The sequence below is a fragment of the Gilliamella sp. wkB308 genome (genome assembly GCF_001690185.1).
GTDB classification, from domain to species: Bacteria; Pseudomonadota; Gammaproteobacteria; order Enterobacterales; family Orbaceae; genus Gilliamella; species Gilliamella apicola_I.
Map to the genome: position 1 here is coordinate 190,274 of NZ_LZGN01000037.1, position 16,858 is coordinate 207,131.

At 35.7% G+C, this 16,858-nt stretch carries 14 protein-coding genes; 4 read left to right on the forward strand and 10 right to left on the reverse strand.

What is annotated here, in order from left to right:
- Nucleotides 1-51 precede the first annotated feature (51 nt).
- From citG to A9G10_RS07290, 4 genes are all read left to right on the forward strand, one after another.
- Complete coding sequence (gene citG / locus A9G10_RS07280) at nucleotides 52-936, forward strand: triphosphoribosyl-dephospho-CoA synthase CitG (protein ID WP_081299129.1); 885 nt, start codon at nucleotides 52-54, stop codon at nucleotides 934-936.
- Nucleotides 937-1,965: 1,029 nt separating this feature from the next.
- Nucleotides 1,966-3,483 (forward strand): autotransporter outer membrane beta-barrel domain-containing protein, encoded by a 1,518-nt coding sequence (locus A9G10_RS13010; protein WP_442903219.1) that lies wholly within the window; start codon nucleotides 1,966-1,968, stop codon nucleotides 3,481-3,483.
- 244 nt (nucleotides 3,484-3,727) lie between these two features.
- Nucleotides 3,728-3,859 (forward strand): hypothetical protein, encoded by a 132-nt coding sequence (locus A9G10_RS12945; RefSeq protein WP_257006726.1) that lies wholly within the window; start codon nucleotides 3,728-3,730, stop codon nucleotides 3,857-3,859.
- 212 nt (nucleotides 3,860-4,071) lie between these two features.
- Nucleotides 4,072-5,688, forward strand: coding sequence for an ATP-binding protein (locus A9G10_RS07290; protein ID WP_065558882.1), 1,617 nt, complete (start codon nucleotides 4,072-4,074; stop codon nucleotides 5,686-5,688).
- 101 nt (nucleotides 5,689-5,789) lie between these two features.
- Here A9G10_RS07290 and yfbR read toward each other — a convergent pair whose 3' ends face one another.
- The 10 genes from yfbR to murD all read right to left on the reverse strand — a co-directional run bounded on the left by yfbR (nucleotide 5,790) and on the right by murD (nucleotide 16,849).
- Nucleotides 5,790-6,383, reverse strand: a complete 594-nt coding sequence (gene yfbR, locus A9G10_RS07295; protein ID WP_065558883.1) for a 5'-deoxynucleotidase — start codon at nucleotides 6,381-6,383, stop codon at nucleotides 5,790-5,792.
- Nucleotides 6,384-6,464: 81 nt separating this feature from the next.
- A complete protein-coding gene (gene lpxC, locus A9G10_RS07300) occupies nucleotides 6,465-7,379 on the reverse strand; it encodes a UDP-3-O-acyl-N-acetylglucosamine deacetylase (RefSeq protein WP_065558884.1) in 915 nt (304 codons plus the stop codon).
- A gap of 67 nt (nucleotides 7,380-7,446) precedes the next feature.
- The gene (ftsZ, locus tag A9G10_RS07305; RefSeq protein WP_065558885.1) at nucleotides 7,447-8,586 is read right to left on the reverse strand and encodes a cell division protein FtsZ; all 1,140 of its coding nucleotides are present in this window, start codon (nucleotides 8,584-8,586) and stop codon (nucleotides 7,447-7,449) included.
- Between the two features lie 81 nt (nucleotides 8,587-8,667).
- On the reverse strand, nucleotides 8,668-9,921 hold the full coding sequence (gene ftsA, locus A9G10_RS07310; RefSeq protein ID WP_065558886.1) for a cell division protein FtsA: 1,254 nt from the start codon (nucleotides 9,919-9,921) through the stop codon (nucleotides 8,668-8,670).
- A gap of 21 nt (nucleotides 9,922-9,942) precedes the next feature.
- Nucleotides 9,943-10,776 (reverse strand): FtsQ-type POTRA domain-containing protein, encoded by an 834-nt coding sequence (locus A9G10_RS07315; protein ID WP_065558887.1) that lies wholly within the window; start codon nucleotides 10,774-10,776, stop codon nucleotides 9,943-9,945.
- 14 nt (nucleotides 10,777-10,790) lie between these two features.
- Nucleotides 10,791-11,699, reverse strand: coding sequence for a D-alanine--D-alanine ligase (locus A9G10_RS07320; protein WP_065558888.1), 909 nt, complete (start codon nucleotides 11,697-11,699; stop codon nucleotides 10,791-10,793).
- Nucleotides 11,699-13,147 carry a UDP-N-acetylmuramate--L-alanine ligase gene (gene murC, locus A9G10_RS07325; RefSeq protein ID WP_065558889.1) on the reverse strand — a complete coding sequence of 483 codons (1,449 nt, stop codon included), beginning with the start codon at nucleotides 13,145-13,147 and terminating at the stop codon, nucleotides 11,699-11,701. Before murC ends, A9G10_RS07320 begins: the two co-directional genes overlap by 1 nt.
- A 167-nt stretch (nucleotides 13,148-13,314) precedes the next feature.
- Complete coding sequence (gene murG, locus A9G10_RS07330) at nucleotides 13,315-14,367, reverse strand: undecaprenyldiphospho-muramoylpentapeptide beta-N-acetylglucosaminyltransferase (protein ID WP_065558890.1); 1,053 nt, start codon at nucleotides 14,365-14,367, stop codon at nucleotides 13,315-13,317.
- Nucleotides 14,367-15,518: a cell division protein FtsW gene (ftsW, locus tag A9G10_RS07335; RefSeq protein ID WP_065558891.1), complete on the reverse strand. Its 1,152-nt coding sequence runs from the start codon at nucleotides 15,516-15,518 to the stop codon at nucleotides 14,367-14,369. The genes murG and ftsW overlap by 1 nt, the downstream gene beginning before the upstream one ends.
- Nucleotides 15,515-16,849, reverse strand: a complete 1,335-nt coding sequence (gene murD / locus A9G10_RS07340) for a UDP-N-acetylmuramoyl-L-alanine--D-glutamate ligase (RefSeq protein WP_065558892.1) — start codon at nucleotides 16,847-16,849, stop codon at nucleotides 15,515-15,517. The genes ftsW and murD overlap by 4 nt, the downstream gene beginning before the upstream one ends.
- Nucleotides 16,850-16,858 lie beyond the last annotated feature (9 nt).

Consider the following 16,858-nt stretch of genomic DNA (forward strand, 5'->3'; position numbering starts at 1 on the left):
AATTTCAACAAGATAACCAAGTTTGACATTTCATATAGGTATTAATCAATAATGAACGATTATTCAAAGCAAGTGGCATTCATAGAATCAAAACTGATTAAAGATCAGCAATCTTTACCAGTCCAATTTGCCATTAAAGCTTTAATCAGAGAGATATGTTTATCGCCCAAACCCGGGCTGGTTGATATGAACAATAACGGCGCTCACCGTGATATGAATTTTCAAACTTTCATTGCAAGTATTGAGGCAATATCCTGTTGGTTTGAACCCTTCTATCAATATGGAATAGATTCAGCAAACAAAGATCCTCATCTTTTTCTAACTGATATAAGACCTATCGGGATACAGTGTGAACAAGCAATGTACCATGCCACACATCAAATTAATACCCATAAAGGCGGGATTTTTGCTTTTGGTTTGTTACTTGGCGCTATCGGTAGACTAACGAAACAACAACGACAACTCAATATTCAAAGTATCAGCCACGAAGTGTCGACAATTTGCCAAGGTATTGTTGATCATGAGCTTAAACAGAATCATCAAATAAAATCTGTTGGTGAAAAGTTATTTAAACTACACAATCTATCTGGCGCACGAGGAGAAGCAGAATCCGGTTATGCTACAGCAATAAATATCTCGCTCCCTATTTACAAACAGATGCAACAAAATGGTTATAGTGAAGAAGATTCGCTATTACAAGCATTATTGTATTTGCTTGCCTATAATCAGGATACCAATTTGGTATCAAGAGGTGGGCTTGAGGGTTTAAACTTTGTCAAACAACAAGCTAAGCAGATTATTTTGCAAGGTGGCATTACACACCCAGATGGCATTCAGCTGTTAACTCAACTTGATGATAAGTTGATTGAACGCAATTTAAGTCCTGGTGGTTCTGCTGACCTTATTGCAATAACCTGGTTTTTATCTCAATACTAGCAGAAAATGATATTAATCAAAAAAAATTTAAAATAATATTGATTATCATTACTAATAATATATTATTTCACCTCCAAAGTATTAAATTAATTTAAAAAAACAATGAAATTGAAATCAATATCTTTATTAGTAATCAGTGCTTTTAGCGCCAATTGTGTACAAGCTTACAATCATGATGTGACTACAGACACCGTCTTCCCTTTCAACCAAATCGATGAACGTTATTTTTTAACAAATAGCAGCACTACGCCAGTGAATATTATTGCAGAAAATGGTTTAACGATTAAAGATGAAGCATCTTTCCATTTGGGTTTTAGTGGCAAAACAGCCACCGAATCCGCCTCAAATGCACAAGGTGACATTAACATGTTCATCAAAGGCAATTTTCAAATTTACAATGACACGTGGATTGGTAAATTTGATACCAAATTCTTCACCCAATATTTAGGATTACACAAGGATTTTCCTTTTGATCCTATAGAGCACGATATTAACGTTCATGTTTCAGGTGATATTAATGTTGAGTTAGGGGCAGATAAAAAACGAGGTGGTTTGATGATTTTAGCCGGTAACGTTATGCGCACCGGTACAAATGCCACAGGAAAAACAACGGTTATTGTTGACGGTGATACGAATATTCGCAGTGGTGATAATCATCTAGCGGGCACCGCCTCTGCCCCAGCCAGACTGACCACCCGTACCTTTAATTTAACGGGTGGAGACATTGAAATTATTGGTGCAAAAACAGTATTAGAAACGACAAACAATGATTCAAATCGCTCTTCTGTTTTAATTGGTAAAACAGGCAAAATGATTGTCATGCGTGAAGGAACGGTTGATGTCAGCCGTGGTGGTAATTTTGATGTCGTAGATCAAGCCATATTGAGTGCAAGTCGTGGTAATGGTTTTATAAAACTGGCATCAGATGGAAAATTAAATGTTGGTAAAAATGCGACAATAGAATCGTCTAAAGGATCACTATCAATTAGTGATCAAACCACTAAAACATCTCAACTCAATATTGATGGTATGGTTAGTTTTGGTATTTCAGATACCAAACAGGTCAATGTAATACGCGGTGATAACATCAATCTTTCATCTAATGCCAAATTTTCAGCAACAGATGACTTTATCAAAAATGGATTGAAATATACGACGACTGATGTAAATGCGACAGTTTTAGCCGCAAATAATAAATTAACTATACACTCTATTCAAAACGGACAACTAAAACCACTTATTCAAAATATTTATGGAGACTTGAACTTTAAGCAATCGGGAAATGAACTTGTATTTGTCAATGCGAGTAATGTCACCAATTTCGATGATGTCAAAAATGCAAAAAATGCGGCTAAACGCCAAATCTCACGTTATTATCAACAATCAGGTACTACATCAAAAAATGTCGCTAAACGCTTTACTGATAATTTAGTGAAAGTCGCTTATGAATCAATGTATAACACAAATAATAATGAAATGATAAGTAAAACTAATACCAAAGCTGGGGAATTAAATTGGCAAATACTCAGCAATATGGCACGTGGTAATTTAGCCATTGAATCAAAAGGAACGACACTATTTTTTAATCAAAATATAGCCGGACTTTATAATAATAATCATGGTTTACATTTAACTGAAATCGCAATGAATTCACTGAATGATACCAAAGCTATTTTAGATAAACGAGTTCACCAATTTCATCTAAACCAAGATGATGAAAATAATTTATGGGTTAATCTTACTCGCCATTATGAAAATACCGATAATAATCAGGGCATTTCTGGATATAAATACACCTCTAATGGCTTTATGCTCGGGTTTGATAAAGAAGTTATCGATAACCTTTTAGTGGGTAGTGCCATTGGTTATTCCACAGGTAAATATAAGGATAAAGCAGCTTCATCAAATAATTCTGATATCCAACAATATCAAATTCAGTTATACACCAGTTATAAATTTGCTAATAATATACTTGGGTCAACATTCGCAGGTTATTCCTTTGGCAAAAATGATTTAAAAACTCACGATAGTTTTAATATTATTAAGGAAAAATTTAATAACAGAACGTGGAATTTTGGTGGTGCTGTTGGCTATCATTGGCAAAATACCGAAGAATTTGCAATGATTCCAAGTATTGGCTTAACTTATATTCATACCGAAAACAGTGCTCACAATGTTAGCTATAATCAGATCAATTTAGTCAAATATGGTCAAGTAACAAATTCTGCTATATTGATGCCATTAGATTTGACCGCAACCTATTCTTTCTTCAAAAATAAGGACAGTCAATTAACCTTAACGGGCCAAACCGGCTATACTTTTAATTTTAATCGCAATAAATTTGACAGTGATATTACCCTTAATGGTATTAATGGATTATCTAAAATGCATAGCTATTCATCAAACAGAACGAAGAATCAGTATAATTTAGGTGCTGGAATAACTTATCAATATCAGTTGATAAATTTAAATCTTGATTATCAGTACTTTGGTCAAAGTAAAAAGAATAGTCGTTATATAACAGCAGGTGCTAAGATAGATTTTTAAAAAATTCAAACTTAATTGTATAAAAGTTCGCAATATAAAACTATGGTGATAAAATGTATCACCTTAGTTTTAAACTAAATAATGTCTTTCTAATCGCTCTCAATATTCAGTGTCATTTGTAAACTAACTTCTAATGACAAAAACGTATATTTATCAATGATGTCTTTAATAAAAATTAGCTTTTTACTTATTTACTCTTCTGATTTTAGCTCTTAACACTATTATCAAACATAAGGAATGCGTTATGACAATCTTTGAAGAAAAAGCGTTAGCATTAAGTACAAAACGACAGTGTAAATTTAATCATATTTTAGATAATCAGCCTCAATATACCACTTTAGCTACTAATAAGGTTTTATTTAATATTCAATACTGATGATAACCTTGCTGTTGAATCTATTTTACCGAATGCATTTGGATCCAAGTTTGCTAACGTGTTAATGAATAAGTCAACAATACAACCAATAGCCCCAAAATCATTAATTAAATCCATAGAGTATGAAATCTGTTAATAGCGTATTTAATGAATGATTTTTTCACCTGCATTCTTATTGTTGAACCGTCAACTTTATTGCTAAAGAATAAAATATGAAAACTATATTTAATCAATTAACGCTTAAAACTAAGCTTATCAGTTTGATTTGCGCTGCATTTATATTTTCAGTGGTTGTTGAATATGTTTATACTATCCATATGATAAAAAAAGAGTTTTATCATCTATCTTCTCAACGATTTAAAGATATTGCCGAATTAGTATCAACTAATCATAATCTCATTAATCAAGTCAGTAATCCTACATCAGACAATTTAAAAGCAATTCAATATTATACCGAACAAGTTCGCCAACTTGCATTAGTTGATTTTGTCGTAATATTCAATATGCAAGGTGTACAGTATTCACACCTAGACAAAAGCAAAACAGGACAACAGTTTGTAGGGGGAAATGAACAAAAGGCATTACAAGCAACATCATATCTTTCCACTGCTAGAGGTGCATTAAGCGATTCGATCACAGCATCCAGCCCTATATACAACGATAATAAGCAACAAATTGGTATTGTTTTGGTTGGACAAACACGCCATAAAATGAATTATTTAGCTTTAAAGTCAAGTCAACCTGTCTGGTCCTTATTAGTGTCATTTACTCTAGCAGTGATTTTTGTCTGTTTATTGTCTCGTCATATTAAGATGCTTTTATGTGGATTAAAACCCAACCAAATAGATCAACTTTTTGAGGAACATAATGCCATTATTAGAGCCGTCAAAGAAGGCATAGTCGTGATTAACCGAAATGGATTAATTTCACAAATTAATGATGAAGCCATTAGAATATTACATATGGATAAGAGTAAGGAAAACATTATCGGCAAACCCATTAGCACACTTATTCCTAATGCACGTTTAAATGAAGTTATGAACAAGGGGATTGCTGAATATAATTGTGAACAAAATATTAATGGTATGGTGATTTTAACTAACCGTATTCCATTATTTGTAAAAAATAAATTAGTCGGAGCCATTGCCTCTTTTCGTGATATAACAGAAATACGCCAATTATCAAATAAATTAACAAGTATTAATCGTGATGCCGATGCTTTACGTTCGCAATCTCATGAATTTAATAATAAATTGCATGTAATTTATGGACTGGCATATCAAGACAACAAACAAGAACTAGTCAATTATCTTGAAGAAATTATTGGCAATAAACAACCAGAATTAGATGAGATTAGTCAATACATTAAAGACCCCATTATTACAGGTTTTCTCAATAGTAAATTGAGTCAAATAAAAGAATTAGGGGTATCGTTAACTTTTAACATTAATGGAATGCTCGCCCCTATTTCAAATCACTTAGTCATTCATCATTTAATCACTATTCTTGGAAATCTGATCGATAATAGTTTAGATGCCGTTCACAGTTTAGCTGATAAAAAAATAGAGCTAAATTTTACAGTCCAAAACGGCTATTTTTACATCGAAATCATCGATAACGGGATAGGTATTTCTGAAAAAGATGTACAACATATCTTTCAAAAAGGGTATTCAACTAAAGGAGATAATCGTGGTATGGGATTATATTTAGTTTTATCTTGTGTTGATGAACTTGGCGGTAATATTCAGTTATTCAATCTTAGTAAGAAAAAAGGAACATGCTTTAAGATATCACTGCCATTAGCTGTGCTTTATCGAGAAGCATCATAATAGTGATGATCTAATAATTTTTAAATATCTCTCATGAAAATAGAAGTTAATAACACATAAGTTACCTAATTGTGTTAACTGCAATTAAGCTTCAACATTTATTATTTATCTAACGTGATTTCATCCAACGATAAACTAAAGCTTGGCACAAATATTTCTAAAAAATAATCCATTTCAGAGCTTCCACGTTCAGACAATGTCTTTTTCAAACGCTGCTCAGCCAATCTAAACTCATTATTGCCGGCACTGAGTTCTTCGATCGTTTTAAGATAAGCGCATAACGCATCGGCCTGTTTGACAATATTTTTTTCTGTTTCATCATAAAAATCATCATCAATAAGAGGTCTAAAATCATCTTGTAACTCTTTTGGTAACATATTAATTAGCTTGTTTTGGGCTATTTTTTCAATTTTTTTGTATTCTGTTGTAATTTGAGGATTATAGTATTTTGTCGGTGTAGGCAGGTCGCCTGTTATCACTTCGGATGCATCATGATACATAGCTAATAAAGCGATTCTTTCCGGATTAACTTTTCCATTAAAATGTTTGTTTTTGATGATTGCTAATGCATGTGCAACAAAAGCAACTTGAAGACTATGTTCAGATACATTTTCTGTTCTGACATTGCGCATTAACGGCCATCGATTAATTAATTTTAATCGTGAAAGATGAGCAAAAAAATGGCTTTTATTCATATCATCATCTCATGAGTTATAAAAACAAAAACGCTCCCATTAAAAAATGGAAGCGTTTAAATTCATTTTTAAAACAAATTGTTAAGCTAAAACAAGCTGTTTTGTACCCAATGCGAGCGGAACAGTTTGATCATCAGCAAATGTAACATATTCCCATGCACTTTGTTTAGCTAACAACGCTTGTAATAGTTGATTATTTAATGCGTGTCCTGATTTATAACAAATCACTTCACCTATCATATTATGACCACTCATATACAGATCGCCGATAGTATCTAGCATTTTATGACGAACAAACTCATCCTCAAAACGTAAACCATCTTCATTGAGAACTTTATAATCATCCACCACAATGGCACAATCTAAACTACCACCTAAGCACAAACCTTTAGATTGTAATGCTTCGATATCTCGCATAAAACCAAACGTTCTCGCACGGCTAATCTGACGAATGAAAGATTCAGATGAAAAATCCAACTGATAACGTTGAGAACTATTATCAATTGCTGGATGATGGAAATCAATTGTAAAATCCAATCTGAATCCACTATATGGTCTCACTTCAGCCCATTTATCCCCATTTTCAACACGCACTGTCTCTTTAACGCGTAAAAACTTTTTAAGCGCATTTTGTTCAACGATGCCAGCATCTAGCAGCAAATAGACAAACGGACTTGCGCTACCATCCATAATAGGAATTTCTGGTGCATTAACCTCAATAATAATATTATCAATACCCAGTCCTGCTAATGCTGAATTGATGTGCTCTACCGTCGAAATACGCACATTATCTTCATTAACCAGACAGGTACAAAGCATTGTATCGCGAACCGATTTAGCATCCACAGGAAAATCAACATAAGGATTCAAATCAGTACGACGATATATAACACCCGTATTTTCAGGAGCAGGACGCAACGTCAAAGTAACTTTTTTGCCAGTATGTAAACCGACACCAGTTGCTTGAATTGTCTTTTTTAATGTTCTTTGTTTCATTAGCACCTACTGTTTTTTTATTTGTTTCTATTGAACTATGACAATAAAAAATCAAATAAGTTCACTTTTAATTCGCTTGTTTACGAATAAAAGCAGGAATATCTAAAATCTTATTTTCTTCAAGCGGAGAAATTGCTTGTTCATTCACAACTTTAGCTAATTTCTCTTCTTGTTGACCCAAATTGTTATTTTGGCTAAACAATGAGTTTTGTTGAATTGGCTTGGTTATTTTCGCTTCAGGACGTTTATCCATACCAATACCCGTTGCCACCACAGTAACACGAATTTCATCAGACATATCTGGATCGAAAGTTGTACCAACAACTACTGTTGCATTATCAGAAGCAAAAGCTCTTACCGTGCTACCCACGGTTTCAAACTCTTCCAAACCAAGATCTAAACCAGCGGTTACATTAACTAATACACCACGTGCGCCAGATAAATCGATGTCTTCAAGTAGTGGGCTTGAAATAGCCATTTCAGCCGCCTCTTCAGCTCGATTATCACCACTTGCACGTCCAGACCCCATCATAGCATATCCCATCTCTGACATCACTGTTCTAACGTCAGCAAAGTCAACATTGATATGTCCTGGTTTGGTGATTAATTCTGCGATACCTTGCACAGCACCTTTCAGCACGCCATTTGCTGCTGCAAAAGCATCTAATAATTTAACACCACGACCTAAAACCTTTAATAGCTTATCATTTGGAATAGTAATAAGCGAATCGACGTGTTTTGCTAACTCAGCGATGCCTTGTTCAGCAAAAGCCATACGCTTTTTACCTTCAAATCCAAATGGTTTGGTCACAACAGCAACCGTCAAAATACCCAATTCTTTAGCAATTTCGGCAACAACTGGCGCAGCGCCCGTACCGGTACCACCGCCCATACCAGCGGCAATAAACACCATATCAGCACCTTCAATTGCACTGCGGATGACCTCACGATCTTCCTCGGCAGAGTTTCTACCCACTTCCGGATTAGCACCTGCACCAAGACCTTTAGTCACATTCGTGCCGATTTGGATAGTTTGACCTACCTTAATTCTTTTCAATGCTTGCGCATCAGTATTTGCCGCAAAAAATTCAACACCTTCAATATGCTCAGCAATCATATGTTCGACAGCATTACCACCGCCACCACCGACACCAATAACTTTAATGACTGCTGCTGGTTCATCATCTGCAACCATAGGCTCAAACATAACTTATCTCCAAATATACGATCTAAGGACATTGTACATATAACCGCCAACAATGTCCACGAAGTTCTTGAAATATATTAGCTAAAATTCTTTTTTAAACCAACCGGTCAATCGTTTAGCTATCCCTTTTAATGATGACTTATGATTATCTTTGCCATCATCACTTAATAAACTTTGTTTCCCGTAATGTAATAATCCTACTGTCGTTGAACAATAAGGCTTTTGTACATAATCAGTTAATCCTGAAATATTTAACGGTTGTCCTACACGAACTTGATTTTGAAAAACTTTTTCAGCACACTCCACCATTCCTTTTATTTGTGCTGCACCACCAGTTAATACTATACCTGCAGCTAATTGATATTTTACATTTTGTTTTTTTAATTCATCTTGTAGTGATAATAATTCTTTTTGTACTAACGATAATAATTCTGAATAGCGAGGTTCAATGACATCAGCCAGTGTTTGACGTTGTAAAGAACGAGATGGTCGACCACCGACACTTGGCACATCAATAACTTCATCTTTACCAATTAATGAACCAACAGCACATCCATAACGAATTTTGATATTTTCAGCATCCATTGGAGGAGCACCAAATGCATAAGCGATATCGCTCGTCACGACATTTCCTGCATAGGGGATGACAACTGAATGACGTAATGCTCCGCCTGTGTAAACTGTAACATCCATCGTTCCACCACCAATATCAATGACACATACTCCTAACTCTTTTTCATCATCAGTTAATACCGCATAGCTGGATGCTAAACCCGAAAAAATAAGCTGATCAACTTTCAACCCACAACGTTCAACTGCTTTTACTATATTCCTTGCCATATCATTATGACACGTGACTAAATGCACTTTCGCCTTCATCCGAACGCCAGATAATCCTATTGGATTTTTAATTCCTTCTTGCAAGTCAATGGAATATTCTTGCGCAATTACATGTAATATTCTGTGTTCATCTAGTATTCTTACTGATTTGGCAGTATGAACAACATTCTCAACATCTTCAGCAGTCACTTCTTCATCGGCAATTGGCACCATGCCTATCTCATTTTGACAACGTATGTGTTTGCCAGAAAGACTTAAATAAACAGAGGAAATCTGGCAATCAGCCATCAATTCAGCTTGATCAATTGCACGTTGGATTGATTTAACCACAGACTCAAGATCGTTTACACCACCTTTATCAACACCCTTTGATGGGCAATGTCCAACGCCGATGATATTAACAATACCATCGGGGAGAACTTCGCCAACAAGAGCGAGTACTTTTGATGTACCTACTTCTAGTCCAACCACCAATTTTTTTTCTGTTGCTTTCATATTTCAGCCTTAAATTATTCCCTACTGAGCCATTTTTTCTCTTTGTACTGAAATGCCATTCTCATAACGTAAATCAGCGACCGTTATCCTTTCATCTGCTGGTATTCTTGATTGAATTTCAGGAAATAATTTGATAAATCGTTGATAACGTTGTTCGATATGTTCGTTACCTAACATCAATTTTATTTCATGATTTTCTTCACAAAAATCGGCTATACACTGTTTCACCATTAGCTGCCAAGCATTTCGCTCATCAGCTATCGCAGATTGAATATGCAAAGCTAATTGATTACTAGCTAATTTTTTTGAAAGATCATCTAATTTATAATACGTTTCTAATACTGGTTTTGCTTTACCTTCCGGACCATAAAGTCTGGGTAATTTTAACTCGCCAATACGATCTAGCGGCACACTAAATACATTTCCATTTTTATCTAGTAAAAATAAATCATTCCAATAAAAGACCGGTTTGTACTCTTCGACATAAACAATTAATTTATCTGGCCATTGCTTACGCACACTAACCTGCTTTACCCATGGAAATCTTAATATTTCTTGTTGTATATCATTTACATCTTGACCAATGTAAGTATTAGGTAATCCTAATCCCAGAATCGCTTGTCTAAGGTCATCTTCGGTCGTATAAGTATATTCGCCACTAAAATTTAACTGTGACAATACCATCTGCTCTGGATCATCCATCCAATTTTTAACACTTTGAATAACCCAAACGCTAATAACAATAATTGTTAGTAGAAACAAAAAACCAATCAATTGCTCTTTGCTACTAAAAATAAGCAAGCGCCTAGTTTTTAGGTTTTCCCTTCTATGAGCAGCTTGCCGAATTTGTTTCATAAAAATAAGGCCAGTTATATTGTTGCTAAATTCAAGATTCGACTAACAAGCTCTTTAAATGACCAGCCATGTTGTTTTGCAGCCATGGGGACTAAACTATGATCCGTCATTCCTGGCGCGGTGTTAACTTCTAACAAATAAGGGGTTTGATTAGCATCAAACATAATATCAACTCGTCCCCAACCACGGCAACCAACCGCTTTATAAGCATCAAGTGCTAACTTACGGATCTCTTGCTCTTTTTCATCAGATAATCCACTTGGGCAAAAATACTGCGTAGAATCTGACAAATATTTTGCATCGTAATCATAAAACTTTGTCGCCGGTTTGATATGAATTGACGGTAAAACGTCTTCTCCAACAATAGCAACGGTAAATTCTGGGCCAGATAAAAATGATTCTACCATAACAGAATTATCATATTTAAAAGCATGTTCGAGAGCAGTCTTAAGTTCATTAGCTTGATTAACTCGCGTCATCCCTACACTTGAACCTTCATGACTTGGTTTTACAAATAGAGGAAGCCCAAGCTTTTGCACAATGGCATCAGTATCAATCGAGCAGCTCTTTTCCACCATAACATAATCAGCAACAGGTAAACCCAACGCTTTCCAAACTAATTTAGTTTTCAACTTGTCCATGGTTAGTGCAGACGATAAAACATCACTACCGGTATAAGGAATATTTTGATAAGTCAAAATTGCTTGAACAATACCATCTTCACCACCGCGACCATGAAGAATGACAAATGCTTTCGTAAAGCCATCTTCTTTTAAGTTGGTAATTGGTTGATCTTTAGTATCTATAAGATGGGCATCAACTCCACTAGCCAATAATCCTGCTAGTACAGCTTGACCTGATTTAAGCGATACTTCTCGCTCTGCAGATGTTCCACCATACAATACCGCAACTTTATCAATCATTATAGACCTTCTCCTGAAAAAATTTGAGCATCGGCTAACTGACGTGCAATACGACCTACACTACCCGCGCCTTGAGTTAATAACAGATCTCCACCTTTTAAAATTTCTTTCATTATTTCAGGTAAGAGATCTAAATCTGAAACATAAATCGGATCCACTTTGCCCCGATTACGAATTGAACGGCACAAAGAACGACTATCTGCTCCGGCAATTGGTTGCTCACCAGCAGAATAGACGTCTAACATTACAAGCGCATCAACCTGAGATAGCACTTGAGCAAAATCATCAAATAAATCACGAGTACGTGTATATCGATGAGGTTGGAATAGCATAACTAAACGACGATCCGGCCATCCATTTTTAGCCGCTTGTATCGTTGCATTCACTTCGCTTGGGTGATGACCATAATCATCAACCATCATAATGTCTTTACCATGAGCATGCGGAAAAACGCCTAGTAAATCAAAACGACGACTTGTACCAGCAAATTTTGCCAATGCATTAATGATCGATTGATCATCTATGCCATCTTCTGTCGCCGCAATAATTGCGGCGGCTGAATTTAAAGCGTTATGTTTACCGGGTGCATTTAATTCGATTTCTAAATCATTACGATCTGGACGACACACAGTGTAATAACTGACACCTCGTTCTTGACGATAATTTTTAATCACCACATCCGCATCTTCACTAAAACCATAAGTAATAATTTTACGTCCAACAATCGGTAATAATTCACGATTAATTGGATCGTCATAACACATCACCGCTAAACCATAAAAAGGTAAATTACGCAAAAAAGAGATGAATGTTTGCTTAAGATTTTCCACACTACCTTGATAGGTGTCCATATGGTCTGGTTCAATATTTGTAACAATAGAAACCATAGGTTGTAAGTGTAAAAATGATGCATCACTTTCATCTGCTTCAGCAATAAAATAACGGCTACTACCTAATTTGGCATGCGTGCCTGCCGCTTTAACTAAACCGCCATTAACGAACGTTGGATCAAGTTTCGCTTCGGCATAAATAGCGGTGACCATGGCTGTTGTCGTTGTCTTTCCATGCGTACCCGCAATAGCGATACCATATCGGAAACGCATAAGCTCGGCTAACATTTCAGCCCGCTGAATAACAGGAATGCGAGCTTCCCGCGCAGCTACAACTTCAATATTATCTTGTGAAATTGCGGAAGAGATTACGACAACGCTCGAATTAATCACATTTTCAGCTGCATGACCAATCACAATTTTCGCACCTAATTTTTTTAGATGCTCAGTAACAGCATTTTCTGCAATATCTGAGCCACTAATTTCGTAACCTTCATTAGCAAGAACTTCAGCAATTCCTCCCATACCTGCGCCACCAATTCCAACAAAATGGATATGTTTGACACGTTTCATTTGAGGAATAATTGCTCTTAATTCTGCTAATTCCTTTGTATTCACAATCTAACTCCTAAATATTCTGTAGTTGAGTATTTTGTTTATTTTTTATTGAGCTTTTTTAATTTTGTAAAAATGTAATTATGCATTTAAAGCTATTATTACCTAAACATTGATCTAACCTGCAACATCTTGACACGATTATTACATAAAGTTATATCAAAAACTAATTATTTTATCACTGATTTTATCGTATCTGCCACTCTTTCGGTAGAATTTGTAATAGATAGACTTTTCGCCTTAACCGCCATTTCGATTAATTTATCTCTATTTAAATTTCTTAACACACTCATTAATGATTCGCAATTAAAGTCGGGTTGTTCAATAATCTTTGCAGCATCAATATCTGAAAGCGATTTAGCATTCCAAAATTGTTGGCGATCTTTATGCATAAAAGGGACAAAAATAGCACCAATGCCGACAACTTCGATTTCACTTACCGTTAATGCCCCACTGCGACAAATCACAATATCCGCCCAACGATAGGCTTCTGCTACATCAGTAATAAATTCAGTCACTTTATTTTTTGTCATATCACAATCTTGATAGGCTCGCATAACAGGTTCTAGCATGCCTTTACCTGTCTGATGCCAAACAACAAATTTATCGGACAATTTTGTTATCACATGAGGAATTACTTCATTAAGGACTTTTGCTCCTTGGCTTCCACCCATAACTAATATGCGAATAGGTCCTTGATGTTCTTTTAAACGCTCATTAGGTTCTGTAATAGTTAATAAATCATCTCGAACAGGATTACCAACTACTTCCGCTTTCGGAAATGCAGTTGGGAAGGCTTGTAAAACTTTAGTTGCAATTTTTGCAAGCCACTTATTAGTTAAACCCGCAACACCATTTTGCTCGTGTAATACGACAGGAATACCTAATGTCTTTGCTGCAATGCCTCCTGGTCCAGAAACATATCCCCCCATACCCAATACCACATCAGGTTGATAAGATTTTAAAATTTTTCTGGCTTGTAAAACTGCTTTTAAGATTTTAAAAGGTGCTTTTAACATTGCACCAATTCCTTTACCGCGTAGACCCGATATTTGTATAAAATCAATCTCGATACCATTTTCAGGGACTAAGTGCGCTTCCATACGATCTGCCGTGCCAAGCCATCTGACTTGCCAGCCTTGTTTCATTAAATAATGCGCAACGGCAATACCTGGAAAAACATGTCCACCTGTACCACCTGCCATGACTAATAATTTTTTCATTACTTTATTGACCTTATTCTTGCTTGCGCTTGTTGTTGTCTGAATTCAAAATCTATTCTAAGTAGGATTGCAACAGCCACACTCATTACAATTAGACTCGATCCACCATAACTAATGAATGGTAGCGTTAATCCCTTAGTAGGTAACATTCCAGATGTTACCCCCACATTAACAAAGGTTTGAAAACCAAACCAAATACCGATTTGGCAAGCTAAATAACCAGAAAATTGCAATCCTTCATTTAATGCTCGATACCCAATTGCCAATCCCTTAAAAGCCAGAGAAAAAAGTAATGTCAGCAGGAAAATGACGCCAAGATAACCGAATTCTTCCGAAATAATAGCAAAAATAAAATCGGTATGCCGTTCGGGTAAATAACCTAATTTTAGAATTGAATTACCCATACCTTGTCCAGCAAATCCTCCATTACCGATTGCTATTAATGAATTGACTAACTGGTAACCTACACCATTAGCATCTTCCCAAGGATTAAGAAATGTTAACAACCGTTTTAAACGGTATGACTCAAATAATATTAAACTGACAACCGCTGCAACACCTGTCGATAAAATAGCGATAAATTGCCACAACTTTGCACCAGCGATAAATAGGATTCCGATAGTAACAATAAATAATACAATCACTGTGCCTAGATCGGGTTGAAGTAATAGCAAAATAGAAAGCACAGCCATAACAACCATTGGTTTAAAAAACCCCCAGAATCCGCTTTGTACTTCATCTGACTTTCGAGTCAAATAACTGGCTAAAAATACAAATAATGCCAATTTAGCAAGCTCGGCCGGTTGAAAATTAAATACGCCTAGCGGAATCCATCTTGCTGCACCATTAATAGAAGACCCCACGCCTAAAACAGCAACAAGCATGATAATTGTCATAATGAGTAATACTGTTCCAAATTGCTGCCAACGTTTCATTGGGATCGATAACGTTATACACATTAAAACAAGTGAAATACCCAGCTGTATAAGTTCACGCTGAGTATAGAAAAAAGGATTATTATCGTTCGATGACATTGACGCTGATGTCACCATAACTAATCCGAATATCATCAATCCAAATACCGTCCAAAGTAATTGATTATCAAAAGGGACGTGAGGATTAACTTGCTTTTTTATGGCTAACGAGATCATTTTTCACTCCTTTGCGCATATTGCTTAGCCAGAAGTGTAAATTGATTTCCTCGCTCTATATAGTTTTTAAATTGGTCTAAGCTTGCACAAGCTGGTGAGAGTAAAACGACATCATTAGCTTCCACTTTTTGAGCGATTATTTGCATAGCCTCAGCTAATGTCACGGTCATTGTTGTGATGTTGGGTGCTAATTTTGCTAATAATTCACGATCTCGACCAAAACAAAAAATTTCAAGATGACTATTTTTTAGATAAGGAATTAATGGAGAAAAATCCGCTGATTTTCCATCACCACCAAGCAATAAAAATAATTTTCCATGACATACGACACTTTTTAAAGCAGCTTCCGTACTACCCACATTGGTTGCTTTAGAATCATTAATCCATTTAACCCCATTTTGTTCCAAAACTAATTCAAAACGATGAGGTAAACCACGAAAGTTGGCTATTGTTGCTAAACTAGATTGTCGTGATATTGATAATTTATCTGCAATAGCTAATGCTGCTAACGCATTGAGATAATTGTGGCTTCCCGTTAGTTTCATTGTTTTAGTCGATAAAACGGGGGTTTCCTGCGCAATTAAATGTGCGTAATCAGTATCCAGATGATAATCGCCTGCATGTAATCCAAAAAACACATTATGACTCTCTTTTTCTTTTGGAAAAGTTAATTTATCATCATGATTTACTACACAATATTTTGCGTTCGAATAAATTCGTTGTTTAGCCTCTACATATTGCTTGAGTCCTAAAGGATACCTATCCATATGATCTTCTGAGATATTCAGAATCGTTGCAACCGTTGCATGCAAACTGTGCGTGGTTTCAAGTTGGAAGCTAGACAGCTCAAGTACATACACATCGCAATCTTGGGCTAGTAAAGATAGTGCAGGTTGACCTATATTGCCACCCACACCCACTTTGATACCTGCAGACTTTACAATTTCACCAACTAATGTTGTCACCGTCGTTTTGCCATTAGCGCCGGTGATTGCCACAATTTTTTTATTAGGTAGTTGATTAACTTCACGACAAAAAAGTTCTATATCGCCAATGATTTCGATACCTTTATCAGCAGCTTGTTTGAGTTCAGGGGTTGATAAAGCGATACCAGGGCTAACAATTATTAAATCAGCATCAAATAACCAATCGACATTTAAATCGCCTAAATGATAGGCTACTCGTTGATCTAATTGTTCTAATCCTGAAGGTAATAAACGGGTATCAATCACTTTAGGAACAACATTTTGCGCAAGAAAATAGTCAACACAAGAAAGCCCTGTGACACCTAATCCAATGATAACAACATTTTTACCCTGATAGCGAATCATGATTCAATC